Source organism: Brevibacterium sp. SIMBA_078, assembly GCF_046534565.1.
Taxonomy (GTDB): Bacteria; Actinomycetota; Actinomycetes; order Actinomycetales; family Brevibacteriaceae; genus Brevibacterium.
Genome location: NZ_JAWRYQ010000001.1, coordinates 1,171,874 through 1,189,519 on the forward strand (window position 1 = coordinate 1,171,874; position 17,646 = coordinate 1,189,519).

Sequence of the window (17,646 nt, forward strand, 5' to 3'; positions counted from 1 at the left end):
CCGCATCTGAGGATGTGCCCAGGATTCGGTCGTAAGTTGGTCGGTGATGACCGATCGTGATCAGCGCACAGTCGGTGCGCCGCTGGCCCTTCTCGTCCTCTACACCCTCTTCATCGCCGCCATCACGCTGACCCCGCAGCAGCTGGGCACCGGCCCGGACACCCTCATCGGGCACGCACTCGACCTCTTCGCCGCTCACCGGGAGACTGCCTGGCTGACCTATGAACGGGTCGAGAAGCTCGGCAATGTGGCGATGTTCATTCCCTTCGGCTTCCTCGCGGCCCTGCACTTCGGGCGCCGACGCTGGTGGCTCGGATTCCTCTTCGGCGCGGGTTTCAGCGCCGCCATCGAGATCTTCCAAGGCACCGTGCTCACTCAGTCCCGCTTCGCCACGCTCAGCGACCTCGTCACGAACACTCTCGGCGCCGGCATCGGCGCGCTCCTCGGCCTGTGCTGCCTGGCCGCATGGCCGAAACGGTCGACGAGGCGGGAATCCGAGAGGGAGCTCGCGCCGGTGTAGATCCGATCACGTCAGTCCGGGGCCCCGGTTGTCCGCCGGCCTTCCAGCCGGCCTTTCGGTGACCGCTCGATCTCCCGGCCCTCAGTCGTCCTCGGCTTCTTCGAGGGCCGCGATGCACCGGCCGAGCGCCTCGGTGACCATCGTCCGAGTCTCATCGTCGAGCGGTGAGACCATGCGCGCGGAGACCGCCTCGACGCGGGAGACGGCCTGATCGAGCACCTCAAAGCCCGCCGAGGTGAGGCGTGCGGGCAGGATGCGACCGGATTCGGCCGTGGAGGGTCGCTCAATCAGTCCCCGCTCCTGGAGCCCGCGCAGCAGCGTATTCATCGTCTGCCGGGTGACGAAGGCGCCGCGCGCGAGCTCGGAATTCGACGCTCCCGGCCGTCGCCGCAGCTGCTCGAGGCAGTTGTACTGCGGCGTGGTCAGCTCCAACGGTCGGAGCGTCTCATCCATTCGGGACCGCAGCGCCGACTGCAGATGTTTGAGCTGATAGCCGAGCAGCGACTCGAGCCTGTCCTCCCCGACGGCTTCTCCAGAATTAGTCTCTTGACTCATGTAAGCATTCTGACATACATTTCTGATGTCAGGTTACTGACATAAGACGAGAGCGGGTCCTGCCATGCGGCGGGATGCCGAAAGAGAAGGAGAACACCATGAATGCGTCAGTGAGCGGTCCGGACTTCATCGCCTTGCAGGTGCGCGACGTGGAAGCGGCCGCACAGTTCTACGAATCGCAGCTCGGGCTGACCCGAGCCCCGGCCGCCCCGCCCGGAGCGGTCGTGTTCACGACCTCGCCGATCCCCTTTGCCGTGCGCGAACCGCTGCCCGGCGTCGACCTCGACTCCGGCGATCGCCCGGGAAGCGGAGTGGCGCTGTGGCTGAGGTGCGATGATGCCCAGACACTGCATGATTCCCTCGCCGAGGCGGGGGTGGAGATCCTCCGGGCGCCCGCTCCCAGCCCCTTCGGGCTGACCTTCGCCTTCGCCGATCCCGACGGCTATGCGGTGACCCTGCACGACGCAGGGTGATCAGCCGAGCGAGTCGACGATCTTCCTGATCCGTCTGTTCCGGGTCTCCTCGGCCTTTGCCGAGGTCACCTGGCGCACATGCTCCTTGCGCTTCGACGGTGCGAGCGCATCGAAAGCCGCGCGGACACCGGCGGCGGCGAGCGCCTCGGCGAGGGAATCGGGAACCGGGGTCTCTCGGTTCGAGGTGTCGTGAGTCAGCGTCACCTCGTGGGTCTCACCGCCGGCGACCCCGATCTTCTCCCGGTGTTCCTTGGCGAGCGGGAGCAGGTACTTCCCACCCATCACCGCGGTCGTCGAGGGATACGAATAGCCTTCGATCGTGACGATGACCGGGACCCGTTTGCCCACGCCGAAGCCGAGCACGATGTCCTCGGGAACTTCGATGCCGACGTTGTTGCCGAGTTTCAGGAGTTCAGTGGTGAACGTGACCATGCGGCCTCCTCGGTGAGTGGATGGTCTTGACCGAGCGTAGGCCGATCAGTCCTCGTCGACAAGGTCGGGAGCGGTTTCGGCGGTCGAGAAGGTCGGCCACCAGCAGCGCACGCGCTTGGCGTAGTCGCGGTATTCGTCGCCGAAGCGCTCGATCAGGTCGCTCTCCTCGTGGGGGCGGATGAGCCAGTTCCACAGCAGTGAGCCGATGAGTGCGTACACGACGACGAGCCACGAGCCGATGAGCAGACCCATCGCCATGCCTTGGACGACGCCGGCGATGGCCATCGGATTGCGGACGAAGGCGTAGGGGCCGCGGGCGACGAGGTGGTGGGCCATCTGCGAGGGCAGCGGGGTGCCGGAGCCGAAGTTCGCGATCGCTCGGGCCGACCACACGCCGATGACGCTGGAGAAGGCGAGCAGGGCGAAGCCGACGACCACGATGAGGATCGGGAACTTGTAGGCGAGGTTCCAGCGGTCTTCGAAGGCATTGATGATGACCGGGATGATGACGAGGAACACGCCCCAGAACACGACGATCTGGATGGTGGTGTGCATCAGCAGGCGGGACCGGATGCGGGTGTGCGAACTGTGGAACGCGAAGGGTCCGATGAGGAGCTTCTCGGACGGGATGCGCCCGACGATCATGAGCACACCGGCAAGGAGGCTGCCGAGCGCGGCGAGGATCATGAGGACGGCGCCGAGTCCCGCCTCGGTGGTGGCGGTCGCATAGACGACCATGCCCAGCGCCACGAGCACGGTCCAACCGGTGGCGATCCACACGGCCCAGCGGAAGTTGAGCGCGGCCAGGGCCGAACCGATGACGAAGAGCGGGATGTCCACGAACGCGACGAGCAGCGGGTCGATGCTGCCGAGCGTCGCGTCGGCCACCCCGGGAATCATCGCGGTGCCCAGCCACCATACCGCTCCGGCGAGGGCCTGGAGGGCGAAGTACATGCGGCCGTGGAAGATGCGCAGTCGTTTCTTCGGTTTGTTCACTTCGGTGAGATGTCGATTCATGTGTGCACCGTCCCGCGGATGCAGATGGATGTGTCTCCGCCGACCCAGATCTCGTCGTCCTCGGCGGTGATGGAGATGACTCCGGAGCGGCCGAGCGCGGTTCCCTGGGCCGCGGTGTAGCTGTTCGGGGCCAGGTTCTCACCGATGAGCCATTGGGCGACGGAGGCGTTGAGGCTGCCGGTCACCGGATCCTCGGCGACGCCGACTCCCGGCACGAAGGCGCGGATCTCGTACTCGTGGTCCGACCCGTCGGGGTGGGCGCCGAGGACGCCGAGCTTCGCATCGGGGATCGCCGAGAAGTCGGGGGTCAGTGCGAGCACCTGTTCGGCGCTGGACAGTCGCACGGCCGCCCAGCCGGGGCCGTTGTCGGCCCACTGGTGTCCGACGATCTCGGAGCGATCGACGCCGAGGGCGGCTGCGATCTGCTCGACGTACGCCTCGTCGAGCGGTCCCGAGCGCAGGCGATCGGGGGCGGCGAAGGCGAGGGTTTCGGTGGATCCGGTTGTTGGGTCGGTCGGGGTGGTCGGGCTGGTCGGATCGGTCGAGTCGGTCGGATCGGTCGGGCCGCTTCGGCGAGGGGATCTGCGGATGTCGACGAGACCGGCACCGCACTCCTGGACGATGCGGTCCGCGTGTTGCGGGGCGCCGCCGGCGTCGAGCCAGGCCGCTGCCGAACCGAGCGTGGGGTGGCCGGCGAAGGGCAGCTCTCGGTGCGGGGTGAAGATGCGCAGGCGGTAGTCGGCCGCGGGGTCGTCGGGCGGGAGGACGAAGGTGGTCTCGGACAGGTTCGTCCAGTTCGCGATGCGGGCCATCTGCGTCTCATCGAGGCCATCGGCGTCGACGATGACCGCGACGGGGTTGCCCTGGAAGGGCACGGCAGAGAAGACATCGACCTGGGCGAAACGACGGTGCTGTGACAATGACACTCCTTCGCAAGATGCGGACCACGCTGCGAGCGGGGGATTGCGCGGGCGCTTCTCACAGTGTAAAGGCCCAGGCCGGAGCGTCGGTGGATTGGCCCCCGTTGGCGCGGGGGTGTCAGCTGCGGAGGGCGGCGGAGATCCGCTCGGGCGACAGTGCTGCATCAATGGCCAGCTGAGCCGCGCCGAGGATCGCGGCGTCCCCGGCCGCGCGCGAAGGAGCGATCATGAGGTGCTCGGTCGACAGCGGGATCGATCGTGCGTAGACGACCTCCCGGACACCCGCGACCAGGTGTTCGGCGGCCTGTGCCATGGTTCCGCCGATGAGGATGAGCGCCGGATTCATCAGGCTCACACATGTGGTGAGCACTTCGCCGAGGTCGCGCCCGGCTTGGCGGACCGCTTGAATGGCCTGCAGATCTCCGTCCTTGGCGAGGCGGACGACATCGCTGGGCGTAGCAGCGGGGACCCCGGAATTCGTCAGGTCTCGTGCGATCGCTCGACCGGAGGCCACCGCTTCGAGGCAACCGCGGTTGCCGCACGCGCAGGGGATATCCGCAGCTCGGGAGAGCGCAACGTGCCCGATATCGCCTGCCGCACCGTGCGAGCCACGGCGAAGTGAGCCGCCGGAGATGATTCCGGCCCCGATGCCCGTCGCGACTTTGACGAAGATCAGGTCCGAGGCGTCGGGCCAGGCCGCGGTCTGCTCGCCCAAAGCCATGATGTTGACGTCATTGTCGACGAGGACCGGCGCCGAAAAGGTCTTCTTCAGTGCTCCGGGGAGGTCGAAGCGATCCCAGCCGGGCATGATCGGAGGATTGATCGGCCTGCCGGTTGAGAACTCGACGGGACCGGGCAGACCGATTCCGATGCCGACGACCTCGCCGATGCTGCGCCCGGTCTGTTCGAGCAGCTGGAGGGCGGTGGTGGTCATCCAGTCGACGGCGTCCTCGGGACCAGTGGAGATGGCTCGCTTGGCGCGATGATCGGCGAGCAGCTCGCCGGCCAGATTCGTCACCGCGATCCGCGCATGTGAAGCCCCGAAGTCAGCAGCGACGACGACGCGGGCCCGAGGATTGAAAGCGAACTGCGAGCTCGGTCGACCGCCGGTGGAGGCCGCATCATCGACTGGGGCGATGAGCCCCAGCCCCAGCAGCTGCTCGATCCTGTGCGCCACCGTCGGACGAGACAGACCAGTCGAACGCACCAGCTCCGCACGAGTCCGCGGTCGGCTGTCGCGCAGCAGCTGGAACAGCCCACCCGCATGGGACAGGTCAGAAGTGTGCGGATCGGTCGACAATGTCATTCATTCAGTAAACCACATTGCTACTTCTGGGTGACGATATGAATACTTTTGAAAAAGCATTGACAAAAGAGGTGATGCAGACAACATAATGATGCATGGTCAATGTTGCTCATGCGGTTCCGCAGGCGCCTCGAATCGGTCTCCTCGGCGGCGGGTTCATGGGGCGCGTCCACAGTCGGGCCGCGCGGTCGGCCGGAGCCGTGCTCGACAGCGTCGTCGCCTCAAGCCCAGCGAGAAGCACCGAGGTCGCCGCCGAATTGGGCTTCGGCCGGCCTGCTTCGGACATGGAGCTGTTTGATCGATCGCTCGACGCGATCCACATCTGCACGCCCAATGACGTCCACGCGGCACAGTCCCTGCAGGCCCTGGACGCGGGATCGAACATCATCTGCGAAAAGCCCTTGGCGACTGATTCGACGGCCGCGCGTGCCGTGTTGGCCCGCGCCGACGAGGCGGGTCTGCTTGGGACCGTTCCGTTCGTCTACCGCTACCACCCGATGGTGCGCGAGGCCCGAGCCCGATTCCGCGAGGGTCAGGCCGGGACGCTGCTGACAGTCGACGCCGGATACCTGCAGGACTGGCTGCTCGGCTCGGGCGACGAGAACTGGCGCGTCGAGACTGAGCGCGGCGGCCCCTCGCGGGCCTTCGCCGATATCGGCTCCCACCTCGTCGACCTCATCGAGTTCATCGTCGATGACCGGATATCGTCCCTGGTGGCGACCACGAGGACAGTTCATCCCCGCCGAGGCGGCACCGCGGTGACCACGGAGGACACCGTGGCCGTGACCGTGGAGTTCACCGGCGGTGCCATCGGTTCACTGTTGGTGTCCCAGCTGGCTCCCGGACGCAAGAACGGACTGACCGTGGAGATCGCCGGCACCGAGGCGAGCATGCGCTTCGAGCAGGAGCGGCCCGAACAGCTGTGGTTCGGCAAGCGAGCCGACAGCCGCCTTCTCGTCCGCGATCCCGACTCCCTGTCCGCCGATGCCGCGCGTCTGTGCATGGTCCCGGCCGGCCACCCGCAGGGATACCAAGATGCGTTCAATGCCTTCGTCGCCGACTCCTATGCGCTCTTCGCCGGCGAGAGGCCGGAGGGTCTGCCGACTCTGCAAGACGGGGTGCGAGCCGTGCTCGTGACGGAGGCCGTGCTGAACTCAGCCGAACAGCGCGCGTGGGTCGAGGTCGAGTCATCGTGATCACCGCAGGAGAGCAGACATGAGCACAACAGAGGCGGGCCGGCCGGTGCTCTCGGCTGCCGGGATCACGAAGGGCTTCTTCGGCGTCGAGGTTCTGCATGGAGTATCGCTCGAGGTGCACTCCGGAACCGTCCACGGTCTCGTCGGTGAGAACGGTGCAGGAAAGTCCACTCTGATGAAGATCATCGCCGGCGTCCACCAGCGGGATTCCGGCGAGCTGCGGATCAACGGCGAACTCGTCGACTTCTCTCATCCGGTCGAGGCCGAACGAGCCGGAGTCGCCACCGTGTTCCAGGAATTCAACCTGCTGCCGGATCGCACGGTCGCCCAGAATGTCTTCCTCGGACGGGAACCGCACAAGTGGGGAATCGTCGATGTCGCTGCGATGAAGCGGCGGACACAGGAGCTCCTCGACGAGCTCGACGTCACCGGCATCACCCCTGACGCGAAGGTCGGCTGGCTGACGGTGGCCGAGCAGCAGATCGTCGAGATCATCAAAGCACTGTCTGTTGATGCGAAGGTCATCTCGATGGATGAGCCCACTGCGGCGCTGTCGGACAACGAGGTGGCTGTTCTCTATCGCGTCATCGACACTCTCAAAGCCAAAGGTGTGGCGATCATCTACGTCTCCCACAGGCTGCAGGAGATCTTCGACCTCTGCGATGAGATCACCGTGTTGAAGGACGGATCCCTGGTGGCCGGCAGACCACGAGACGAGTTCGATCATGCGAGCCTTGTGCGGGCCATGGTCGGTCGACCCATCAGCGCCTTCTTCCCGGAACCCGAACCCGGGACGACCATCGGAGAACCGCTGTTGGAGGTCAACGGCGGAGGAAACGAACAGCTGGAGGGCATCGGGCTCGAACTGCGTGAAGGGGAGATTCTCGGCGTCTCCGGTCTTCAAGGCTCAGGTCGGACCGAGCTGCTCGAAGCCCTCTTCGGCTCACAGCCATTCACACGGGGCGCATTTCGACTGGCCGGAAAGTCCGGGCGGATCAATTCCGCACGGCAGGGCGTCCGGCAGGGCCTGGCGCTGGTCACCGAAGATCGCAAGGGCACAGGTCTGGCGCTGTCGCAATCCATTGCGGACAATGCGCTGCTGGCCATCCGTGCAGTGTTCCCGTCGAGAACTGCCCGGGTGAAGACGGAAGTCCCGGCGATCCTCGAATCGCTCGAGATCATCAGTCGAGGACTCGACCAGGAAGTGCGGGCGCTGTCGGGAGGGAACCAGCAGAAGGTCGTTCTGGCGAAATGGCTGGCGACCTCACCCCGGATCGTGCTGCTCGACGAGCCGACTCGCGGAATCGACGTCGGAGCCAAAGTGGCCGTCTACCGCCTGATCCGAAGCCTGGCGCGCCGAGGCGTGGGGATCCTCCTCGTGTCGAGTGAGCTTCCGGAGGTCCTGGGAATGGCAGACAGAATCCTTGTGATGGCCGATGGTCGGATCGCCGGGGAGCTTCCTCCCGGCTCGAGCGAAGAGGAGGTTCTGTCGCTGGCGACCGGAACCGAAGCTCAGGTGGTGACTGAACAGTGAGGACTCGACTGCGTCATCTCGATACCACCGCTCTGGTCTATATCGCCTTGGTCATCGTGCTCATCGTCGCGGCAATACTCGTCGCCACAACGGGCCGCAATCTCTTCAGCCCTGGAAACATCCGCGACATCCTCACCGGTATGAGCGTGCTCGGTTTCGTAGCTATCGGACAGACGCTCGTCATCCTCGGCGCTTCCCTCGACCTGTCGGTCCCCTACGTCATGAGCCTGGCGAGTCTGGTCGCCGCACAGACCATGGATGGCCGCGATGGGATGGTGATCCCTGCAGTGCTGCTCACTGTGGCGATCACCGCTCTCATCGGGCTGACCAACGGACTGTTCGTCTCGGTGCTCAGAATCCACGGATTCGTCGCGACCCTCGGGGTCGGTCTGATGCTCAAGGGCTACCTGGACACGAACTATCAGGGCACCGAGGGAGAAGTCCCGTGGTCGTTTCAGCTCTTCGGTGCCTCGGGCATCGGTCCGGTCCCGATTTCGACGATCGTCATGCTGGCCTTGGCTGCTCTCGTCGCGTTCATCCTCGTCCGCACGACCTTCGGCCACCACCTCTTTGCCGCAGGAGGCAATGCTGAGGTCGCTCGGCTCTCGGGAGTCCGTGAACGCCTGCCGATCATCGGGGCGCATATCGGCAGTTCGGTCTGCGCGGGATTCGCGGGACTGCTGTTGGCCAGTCGGCTGGGAGTCGGCAGTCCGACCGTCGGCTCACAAGGCACTTATGATCTGCTGTCCATCGCCGCAGTCGTGCTCGGCGGCACAGTGCTCATGGGTGGGCGAGGATCGATCTGGGGAACCATCGGCGGAGTCGCGATCTTCGCAGTCCTCGACAACCTCATGAGCGTCATGCAGTTCAATCCATTCCTCAAGGACGTCATCAGGGGGCTCGTCATCATCGTCGCCGTGGCACTCTACGCGCGGCGCAGGATCGTCGCCCGCCGCATCAGGTTCGCCCACGCACCGCAGGGGCCGAACCTCGCCGACGGGAATCGCTCTGCCATCCGGACCGCACAGACGGGGAACTTCGGCGAGAAAGCGGTCGTCACCGGAGAGGGGAGTCAGTCGTGAACTCCTCGACCTCGCTCCCACCCTCGGCGCAGGCACAGCCTGAGACTCCACGGTCGGGACAGAGCCGCCTCGGCGTCGGGGACAGGATTGCCGAACTGGGACGGCGGGCACTCGATCCGAAGGGGATCGTCGTGGTCCTCCTCATCGTCATCCTTCTGGCCATCGTCGTGCTCAACCCGAGCTTCGCCGAGCCCGGATCGCTGATGCGGTTCATCCAACGGGTCGCACCCATCGCAATCGTGGCGATCGGACAGTATTTCGTCATCGTCAGCGGTGAGTTCGACCTGTCGATGGGAGCCGTCGTCACTGCTCAGGTGATGACCGTCGGCCATCTCGTCGGAGTCGATGAGTCGAAGACCGGTCCAGTGCTCGTCGTCCTCATCGGGATCGGCATCCTCGTCGGACTGATCAACGGATTGGCCACGACTCTGCTGCGCGTGCCCTCGTTCATCGTCACCTTGGGCACCATGCTCATCATCCACGGTGCGATCATGTGGTGGACCGGAGGCGTGGCGACGAGCAATCCCGCCGAGAACTTCCGACAGATCGGCCGGGGTGGGTTCGAGGGCATCCCGCTCATCGATGTCATGCCGTTCGCGGTACTCATCCTGGCGGCCGTGATTCTTCTGGCAGTGTGGCTTTCGCGTCGACCCTTCGGTCGGACTCTGGTCGCGATCGGAGACAACTCGGCGGCAGCGACCTTTGCAGGCGCCCGAGTGTGGTGGACCAAGACGGCGGCGTTCGTGCTCTCGTCGCTGTCGGCCACGGTCGCCGGGGTGCTGCTGGTCGGCTTCGCCGGAGTGCATCCTTCCGTGGGGCAGGGCTACGAATTCACGGCGATCACCGCCGTTGTCCTCGGCGGAGTGGTCCTCGGCGGAGGCCGAGGCACCGTCCTCGGAGCCCTCACCGGTGCGTTCACTTTGGAAGCCCTGTTCACTCTGCTGAACTTCACCGCGGTTCCGGCAACCATGCGCGATGCGATCCAAGGCGCGATCATCATCGCTGCAGTCGCCTATTCGGGAGTGGTCTTCGCCCGACGGCGCAGACGTGGTCGGACTTCAGTCTCGACGAACCCATTGACCACCTCGGCGGAGACCACTCCGTCGACCCCACCGGCCGGCGGCGATGGTGCCGTACGGCAATGACAGAGGAGAAACCATCATGAGAACAGGACTGAAACCAGTGCTGAGGACGGCGGTCGCGCTGGTCGGTGCCTCCGCGCTCATCGCTTTGGCCGGGTGCACAACCGACCCCACGGTGGAACCCGGAGGAGGTGAGGGCGGCGGCGAGGACTCCTCTGAGGAGTGGTTCGACCAGAAGCTCTACGATCGCCAATTCGAAGAACGCGACGTCGTCCCCGAAGGCCCCGAGGACAAGCCGTACCTGCAGATGATCAACCCTGAGATGGGCGATACCTCGGAGTTCAAGTCCGAGGGCGGGAAGAAGATGTGCTTCGCCAATGCCTCGATCTCGAACCCCTGGAGGCAGACCGGCTGGATCACCATGAATGAACAGCTGAAGGATCTCAAGAAGAACGGCGTCATCACCGAGATGGAGACCCGCGACGCTCAGGACAACGACGACACCCAGATCGCCGACATCGACTACTTCATCTCGGAAGGCGACTGCGACGGCTTCATCATCTCGCCGAACTCGACCTCGGCGATCACCCCTGCCGTTGAACGCGCCTGCAAGACGGACAAACCAGTCATCGTCTTCGACCGAGGTGTGGAAACCGACTGTGCGGTGACCTTCATCCATCCGATCGGCGGCTTCGCATGGGGCATCGACACCTCACAGTTCCTCATCGACAACCTGGAGAAGGGAGACAAAGTCGTCGCACTGCGGATTCTGCCCGGCGTCGATGTGCTCGAACAGCGGTGGGCGGCAGCTGAGAAGCTCTTCGGTGAGGCCGATATCGAGGTCGTCGACTACTTCACCGAGGGAGACCCGGCCGAGATCAAGAAGGTCGTCTCCGACGAACTCGCCAAGGGCGACGTCCAGGGTGTCTGGATGGACGCCGGCGATGGCGCCGTCTCCGCCGTCGAAGCCTTCGAGGACGCTGGAAAGGACTACCCCGTCATGACCGGCGAGGACGAGCTCAGCTTCCTGCGCAAATGGAAGGACACGGACATGACGGCAATGGCTCCCGTGTACTCGAACTTCCAGTGGCGGACACCGCTGCTCGCCGCTGAGATGATCTTCAAGGGTGAAGAGGTGCCGACCGAATGGGTGCTGCCGCAGAGCCCGATCACGGCGGAGGACCTCGATGAGTACCTCGACCGGAACAAGGGGATGCCTGATGGGCACTATGCGAAGTTCGGCGGTGAGGATCTGTCCGGATTCCCAGAGGTGTGGCAGGACAGGGTCATTCCCTGAGCCGTGAGAGGCAGGGCGAAGCGGATCATGGAGCGAGAGATCGGAGTCAACACCTGGGTATGGGTGTCGCCGCTGACGACCGACAGCCTCGGTGGGTTCGCCGGCCGTGCCCGCGATTTCGGATTCGACCTGCTCGAACTTCCGGTGGAGGCGCCGGGGGACTGGGACCCCCCGACCGCCGCCGAGGTGGTGGCCGAGTTCGGTCTGGGTGCGCGGATCGTCGGGGCGATGGGGTCCGGTCGGGATCTTATCGACCCGAGATTCCGGTCGGATACGCAGGACTACCTGCGTCACTGCGTCGAGGTGGCGGTCCACGTCGGTTCGCCGACTGTGGCCGGACCGTTCACGGCAGCGACCGGCCGGGTGTGGCGGATGGACGCGGGGGAACGGACCGCGGTGGTTCGGACGCTTCGGGAGGCTCTGCGCCCTGTGGCCGCGTTCGCGGCTGAAAGGGGCGTGACGATCGCTGTGGAACCTCTCAACCGCTACGAGACGAGCATCATCAACACCGTCGAACAGGGGCTCGACGCTTTGGACCCGCTGCTGGGTGAAGGCGTCGGCTTGGCCCTGGACACCTACCACCTCAATATCGAGGAACGATCGCCGGCCGCTGCGATCCGTACCGCCGGGGAGCACTGTCGGGTCGTACAGGTCTGCGGCAGCGACCGCGGACCCGTAGGAGGCGATCATACGGATTGGAAGGCGATCTTCGACGCACTCGACGACATCGGATACCGCGGTCCGCTGACGGTGGAGAGCTTCACCGGCGACAACGACACGATTGCCGTGGCTGCTTCGATCTGGCGGCCGTTGGCGGAGAGTCAGGACGCACTGGCACGTTCGAGCGCCGAATTTCTCACCGCGCTGCAGCGGGCGCGGGCAGGAGCAGACCACGATGACCACGTACCTGGTCACGACAACTCATCCAGTCACGACAATCCAGCTGGTCACGATCACTCAGCCGAAACTGCAGAGGAGCAGCCATGACCGACAGCTCTCATCCCGTCACTCTCTTCACCGGACAATGGGCCGATCTTCCGTTCGAGGAGGTGGCGCGCCTAGCTGCCTCGTGGGGCTATGACGGTTTGGAGATCGCCTGTTCCGGAGACCATCTCAATCTGGTCCGAGCCGAGGAAGACCCTTCCTATCTGCGGTCGAGGCTCGAGATCCTCGACCGCCACGGACTCAGGGTGTGGGCGATATCGAACCATCTCGCCGGTCAAGCCGTCTGCGATGATCCGATCGACTTCCGGCATCAGGCGATCGTCAGGGACTATGTGTGGGGAGACGGTGAGGCGGAAGGAGTGCGGCAGAGAGCGGCTGAGGACATGAAGCGCGCTGCTCGGGTGGCGCGTAGTCTCGGGGTCGACACCGTCGTCGGCTTCACCGGTTCGAAGATCTGGCCCTATGTCGCCATGTTCCCGCCTGTTCCGGCGTCGGTCATCGACGAGGGGTATGAAGACTTCGCGCACCGGTGGAATCCGATCCTCGACGTCTTCGATGGTGAAGGGGTCAGGTTCGCCCACGAGGTCCATCCCTCTGAGATCGCCTATGACTATTGGACGACAGTCCGGGCGTTGGAGGCGATCGACCATCGCCAGGCGTTCGGTCTCAACTGGGATCCGAGCCATCTGCTGTGGCAGGGAATCGACACGATCGGGTTCATCACGGACTTCGCCGATCGCATCTATCACGTCGATTGCAAGGACACTCGGCTCCGGCCGCCGACCGGCAGAAGCGGGATCCTCGGCTCTCATCTGTCCTGGGGCGATCCTCGGCGAGGGTGGGATTTCGTCTCGACCGGCCATGGCGATATGCACTGGGAGGACGCGTTCCGGGCGCTCGCCTCGGTCGGCTACGACGGACCGATCTCCATCGAATGGGAGGACGCTGGGATGGACCGTCTCCACGGCGCCGCCGAAGCGGTCGACCGGATCCGCGAATTGCTGTGGAAGCGACCGGAGACCTCATTCGATGCAGCGTTCTCGAATCAATGAGGTTCCTCGGGTCATTGACCAGGCGATGCCTTTCCAGCCTCCGAAGTGCCCGACCTCCCGAACCGTGGGCGCCCCGACTGTCTGAGTCATCGTAGCCCCGACCTCCCGAATCGCTGAGGAGGTCCTGAGGGTCCCGCTCAGGAGCGGTTCGTACACTGGGCCGCTATGGACTTCAAGCAGGCAACGGCGACGTGGTGGGACGCCATCACCTCGGGCTTCGGGCGGCAGGACGGGCTCGAGCTCGACGTCCTCGGGCTCGTGCTCGTCATCGCAGTGCCCCTGGTCGTGACCCTGACTCCGGGGATCTGGAGGTTCTTCGGACTGTTCGTGACCTTCATCCACGAACTCGGTCACGCATTCGCCGCCCTGATGACGGGGCGCGTGGTCAGGGGGATCTCGCTGAATTTCGACCATTCGGGGCAGATGAACTCCTTCGGCCGAGTCGGCTTCTCCGCCACCTGGGCGGGTTTCTGGGGATATCCGGCACCGGGCGTGCTCGGACTCGTCCTGGCCACCTCGGCGGTCTTCGGTTGGGCCCCTTTGGCACTGTCGGTGGGTGCGCTGATCCTGTTGGTCGCGCTCATCTTCATCCGGAACTTCGCGGGCGCGGTCATCGCCGTGATCACGGCGATCGCGGCGCAGCTCGTCGTCGTGTTCCTGCCGCTGGAGTGGATCTCGGTCTTCGTCGCCGCGCTCGGCACGGCGCTGACGATCGGGTCGCTCAAGGACCTCGTCAAGGTCATCCGCGTCCATACGCGCCGGCGCCATGTGCAGCAGTCCGATGCCTATATCCTCGCTCAGGGTTCGGCGCTGCCCGCCGGTGCTTGGCTGACGCTGTTTGCGCTGGTCATCGTCGGCTGCGCGCTCGCCACCGCACGGGTGCTGTATACGGCGGTGTCGGTCGGCGCGGTGTGAATGCGGCGAGCTTTGGGCGGCGACCCGGAGGGCCGTGATTCCGCGTCAGTGCCTGGTGGCAGAATCGGAGTATGGCCCCACTTCCGAAATTCTCCGCCGTCCTCTTCGACTGTGACGGAGTCCTCGTCGACTCCGAAAGCATCACGAACGGCGTCCTCCACCAGATGCTGCAGGAGCTCGGCTGGCAGCTGAGTGCCGAGGAATGCATTGCGCGATTCATCGGCAAGATGCTCCGCGACGAGGCTGATGTCATCGAGGAGCACACCGGATTCCGCATCGACGAGGAGTGGATGCAGGAGTTCCGACGGCGGCGCAATGCCCAGCTCGAGGCCTCCCTCCAAGCGATTCCCGGGGTCGTCGAGGCCGTTCACCGCATCGCTGAGATCTACCCGGGCAGGATCGCCTGCGCTTCGGGAGCGGATCGTCCCAAAATCGAGCTGCAGCTGCGCAAGATCGGCCTGTTCGATGCCTTCGACGGTCGGATCTTCTCCGGCATGGAGCAGCCGAACTCGAAGCCTGACCCGGACGTCTATTTGGCGGCAGCCGAATCCTTGCAGATCGACCCCGCCGAGGCGGCCGTGATCGAAGATTCGCCCACAGGCGTGATCGCCGGGGTTGCGGCCGGATCCCGCGTGCTCGGGTTCTGCCCGGATTCTCCGGTTCATCAGAGCGCGGAAACGCTGATGGCTGCAGGCGCGGCCGAGACCTTCAGCGCGATGGACCAGCTGCCTGGCCTGCTGACTGAGTAGGTGCCTGGCTCGCCGATTGGGTAGATGACTGAACCGCCGAGTGGGTAGATGACTGAACGGCCGAGTGGGTAGATGACTGAACGGCCGAGTGGCTGTACCCCGGCTGGGACGATATGATTGATCAAAATGTATCAAACGGCATTCAGAATCGTAGATATACTTTTCGTAATCGAAATGTGACATTCATTTCTCCTTCTTGGGAGTAAAATAGAGTCAAGGCATTCACATCGACGTGAAAGGCGGCGAGACCGATGAAGGATCCTCAGGATCCGGGCAGCAACGGTCTCGAGCGTGCCTCGAATGAATCAGTCTCCGGTTCCCCCGCCGCATCGGCGGATCCCTCTTCTTCGCCACAGGTCCCTCTGATCGGCCCCGACTCGCCCCGTCGTCTCGACGTCGACCCCGACTCGCCGATGGCCGTGGTCGTCAGTCTGTCTCAATTGAGCACGGGAGTTCGCCTCGCCGAATTCCAAGCCGTCGCGGGCCTGTTTCTGACCGATGTCATTGAGAAACTCCGCTACGCCGAGGGCGACAAGATCTACTATCACGCAACGTTCACTGAGACGGCTGGCCGCTTCATCACGGCACGTGACGGACTCCTGCCCAAGGAGGACGACTTCGTGGACCCCTGGACATCCACCGGCTTCGTTCTCGAAGACCGCGAAGTCGTCGGGTCTGATGACACTGCTTCTTCCACCGGCACTGCCACGGGCAACGGCGAAACCGGGGAGAGCATCGTCGATCAGCCACTTGCTCCGCCGGCGGCCCCGCTTCCGAACTTTCCCAAATTCGGACTGCACAAATCCTTCAACAGCTGGGTCCATGAACTTGCTGCTCGCGAAGAGATCGCCGAATTGACCACGGTCCTCGGCTCGTCGAGCGACGGTGCCTACAACGAGATCACGAACGCCGTCACACTGGCGTTCGGCCTGCCGAAGTTCCTGCAGCGCTGCCTGGCCGGTGAGTTCACGATCGAACACGCGCTTGCCGCGACCCGTGCCATCAAAGACGTCGCCTTTGAGTATCTGCCCCGTCTCGATGCCTACCTGGGCGACCGTCGTGCCGATATCACCCTGGAGACCTTCAGGAAGTCGCTGAACCTCAAGATCGCGGCGATCGTGCCTGTCGATGACCGCGCCGAGCTGGCCAAGAAGCGTCGCCGGGTTGACATCATGAACTACCCCGACGGCACCGCCTCGGTGACCCTGTCCGGACCCGCCGTGGAACTCAACGCCTTCTACCTGCGCATCGAGGCCTTCGCCCGGGCGATCCGCAATGGCAACCTCTCAGCACTCACCGAAGAGAGCACCGCCGTCCTCGAGGTTGCCGACCAGGACAGCATTGCCGCCCTGATGTTCGACATCGCCACTCGAGCGACCCCGCAGATGAGCATCGCCGTAACGACGCACGACACCACGACCGGTGAGACCACCACCAACGAGATCGCTCTCGAGACTGCCGACGAATCCGACCCTATGGCTCCGATCACCGCATCCGCGGTCGATCGCACCGCGCAGACCGCGCAGCGCGAAGCGGAAGCGGCAGCCAGCACCGGGGCCGACGTGAAGACCACCATCAAGCTCGTCATGCCCACCCACGGACAGTGGGTGCGAGAGCAGGCGAAGATGATGGTGACGGTTCCATATCTCACCGCGGTGGGAAAGTCGGAACTACCGGGAACGTTCTCCGACGGCACCCCGGTGCCGCCCGACGCAGCACGGGCTCTCGCAGGTGAGAGCCCCACTTGGCACCGGATCCTCACCGATCCCGCCACCGGGACACCGATCGATGCCCGCTCACGCAGCTACCACATCCCGGCAGAAGTGCGCGCGCCCTTGGTCGGCAAATGGCAGTCCTGCACTGCTCCGGGGTGCACCCGACGAGCGGAGACCTCGGAAGTCGACCACATCATTCCGTTCGACCATGCCGATCCGGCCCGAGGTGGTCAGACGACGTTCGAGAACCTCCATCCGCTGTGCAAACCCGACCACCAGGCGAAGACCGACCGCAGGTTCTCGGTGCGATTGACCGAGGACGGGGCGGTGGAGTACTCCTTCACCCGCGGAGTCGTCGCAACAATGTATCCGCCGGACAACCCGATCAATGCCGAGCATGCTCGGCAGGTGGAGAACTATGCCCAACTGCCGAATCTGCTTGGCGAGCGGATCTCCGACGACGTTGAAGTGACTTCCTACGACACTCCCGGCTGCTTTGCGGTCGATGACTCGTGCCGGCCCGAGAGTGACGGGCAGTTGACCCCGGCCGGTCATCGTGAGGTTGCAGATCCATCACCCAGTCCCGAACGAGGGGACAAGTGTGCCCCGACGGACAGCCGGAAGCCGCCGTGGAACGACTATTGGGACTCCGGAGATCCGCCCCCGTTCTGACGGCGGGCCCGATCTGACAGTGGGCCTGATCTGACGGCGCCCCCGTTCTGAACGCCGGCTCGATCTGACAGCGGGCCCGACCTGACGACCCGGCCCGACCTGCCGGCAGCTCTGAAACGCACGAGGCCCCGGACGCGCGCCTTCGCAGGCGGCGGCCGGGGCCCAAGCGGTGTAACCGAGCCTA

The 17,646-nt window shown here is 64.7% G+C and carries 17 protein-coding genes; 12 read left to right on the forward strand and 5 right to left on the reverse strand.

Annotated features, from left to right (window positions below; translation table 11 throughout):
* Positions 1 to 46 precede the first annotated feature (46 nt).
* Entirely contained in the window at positions 47 to 520 is a 474-nt protein-coding gene (locus SB749_RS05210) for a VanZ family protein (protein ID WP_039211639.1), read from the forward strand.
* Positions 521 to 601: 81 nt separating this feature from the next.
* On the opposite strand, the gene SB749_RS05215 is transcribed toward SB749_RS05210, so the two are convergent.
* Positions 602 to 1,075 (reverse strand): MarR family winged helix-turn-helix transcriptional regulator, encoded by a 474-nt coding sequence (locus tag SB749_RS05215; protein WP_410709374.1) that lies wholly within the window; start codon positions 1,073 to 1,075, stop codon positions 602 to 604.
* A 98-nt stretch (positions 1,076 to 1,173) separates the two neighbouring features.
* Here SB749_RS05215 and SB749_RS05220 point away from each other — a divergent pair, with 98 nt between their 5' ends.
* Positions 1,174 to 1,548, forward strand: coding sequence for a VOC family protein (locus SB749_RS05220; RefSeq protein ID WP_410709376.1), 375 nt, complete (start codon positions 1,174 to 1,176; stop codon positions 1,546 to 1,548).
* Here SB749_RS05220 and SB749_RS05225 read toward each other — a convergent pair whose 3' ends face one another.
* The 4 genes from SB749_RS05225 to SB749_RS05240 form a co-directional block, all read right to left on the reverse strand.
* Positions 1,549 to 1,980, reverse strand: a complete 432-nt coding sequence (locus tag SB749_RS05225) for a YdeI/OmpD-associated family protein (RefSeq protein ID WP_369863841.1) — start codon at positions 1,978 to 1,980, stop codon at positions 1,549 to 1,551.
* 45 nt (positions 1,981 to 2,025) lie between these two features.
* A complete protein-coding gene (locus SB749_RS05230) occupies positions 2,026 to 2,997 on the reverse strand; it encodes a methyltransferase family protein (protein ID WP_410709378.1) in 972 nt (323 codons plus the stop codon).
* Positions 2,994 to 3,917 (reverse strand): PhzF family phenazine biosynthesis protein, encoded by a 924-nt coding sequence (locus tag SB749_RS05235; protein ID WP_410709380.1) that lies wholly within the window; start codon positions 3,915 to 3,917, stop codon positions 2,994 to 2,996. The genes SB749_RS05230 and SB749_RS05235 overlap by 4 nt, the downstream gene beginning before the upstream one ends.
* Before the next feature lie 118 nt (positions 3,918 to 4,035).
* Positions 4,036 to 5,223 (reverse strand): ROK family transcriptional regulator, encoded by a 1,188-nt coding sequence (locus SB749_RS05240; RefSeq protein ID WP_052240144.1) that lies wholly within the window; start codon positions 5,221 to 5,223, stop codon positions 4,036 to 4,038.
* 95 nt (positions 5,224 to 5,318) lie between these two features.
* Between SB749_RS05240 and SB749_RS05245 the strand changes: the two genes are divergently transcribed.
* From SB749_RS05245 to SB749_RS05290, 10 genes are all read left to right on the forward strand, one after another.
* Complete coding sequence (locus SB749_RS05245) at positions 5,319 to 6,419, forward strand: Gfo/Idh/MocA family protein (RefSeq protein WP_410709381.1); 1,101 nt, start codon at positions 5,319 to 5,321, stop codon at positions 6,417 to 6,419.
* Between the two features lie 19 nt (positions 6,420 to 6,438).
* Complete coding sequence (locus SB749_RS05250) at positions 6,439 to 7,953, forward strand: sugar ABC transporter ATP-binding protein (protein ID WP_039211628.1); 1,515 nt, start codon at positions 6,439 to 6,441, stop codon at positions 7,951 to 7,953.
* Positions 7,950 to 9,035, forward strand: coding sequence for an ABC transporter permease (locus SB749_RS05255; protein WP_410709383.1), 1,086 nt, complete (start codon positions 7,950 to 7,952; stop codon positions 9,033 to 9,035). The genes SB749_RS05250 and SB749_RS05255 overlap by 4 nt, the downstream gene beginning before the upstream one ends.
* A complete protein-coding gene (locus tag SB749_RS05260) occupies positions 9,032 to 10,180 on the forward strand; it encodes an ABC transporter permease (protein ID WP_410709385.1) in 1,149 nt (382 codons plus the stop codon). The genes SB749_RS05255 and SB749_RS05260 overlap by 4 nt, the downstream gene beginning before the upstream one ends.
* A gap of 16 nt (positions 10,181 to 10,196) precedes the next feature.
* Positions 10,197 to 11,414, forward strand: a complete 1,218-nt coding sequence (locus SB749_RS05265) for a substrate-binding domain-containing protein (protein WP_200885321.1) — start codon at positions 10,197 to 10,199, stop codon at positions 11,412 to 11,414.
* A gap of 27 nt (positions 11,415 to 11,441) precedes the next feature.
* Positions 11,442 to 12,401 (forward strand): sugar phosphate isomerase/epimerase family protein, encoded by a 960-nt coding sequence (locus tag SB749_RS05270; protein ID WP_410709386.1) that lies wholly within the window; start codon positions 11,442 to 11,444, stop codon positions 12,399 to 12,401.
* Positions 12,398 to 13,411 (forward strand): sugar phosphate isomerase/epimerase family protein, encoded by a 1,014-nt coding sequence (locus SB749_RS05275; protein ID WP_039211626.1) that lies wholly within the window; start codon positions 12,398 to 12,400, stop codon positions 13,409 to 13,411. Before SB749_RS05270 ends, SB749_RS05275 begins: the two co-directional genes overlap by 4 nt.
* A gap of 165 nt (positions 13,412 to 13,576) precedes the next feature.
* Complete coding sequence (locus tag SB749_RS05280) at positions 13,577 to 14,326, forward strand: M50 family metallopeptidase (RefSeq protein ID WP_410709387.1); 750 nt, start codon at positions 13,577 to 13,579, stop codon at positions 14,324 to 14,326.
* Positions 14,327 to 14,397: 71 nt separating this feature from the next.
* A complete protein-coding gene (locus tag SB749_RS05285) occupies positions 14,398 to 15,075 on the forward strand; it encodes an HAD family hydrolase (RefSeq protein ID WP_410709389.1) in 678 nt (225 codons plus the stop codon).
* A gap of 251 nt (positions 15,076 to 15,326) precedes the next feature.
* Positions 15,327 to 17,462: an HNH endonuclease signature motif containing protein gene (locus tag SB749_RS05290; RefSeq protein ID WP_410709390.1), complete on the forward strand. Its 2,136-nt coding sequence runs from the start codon at positions 15,327 to 15,329 to the stop codon at positions 17,460 to 17,462.
* The last annotated feature ends 184 nt before the right edge of the window (positions 17,463 to 17,646 follow it).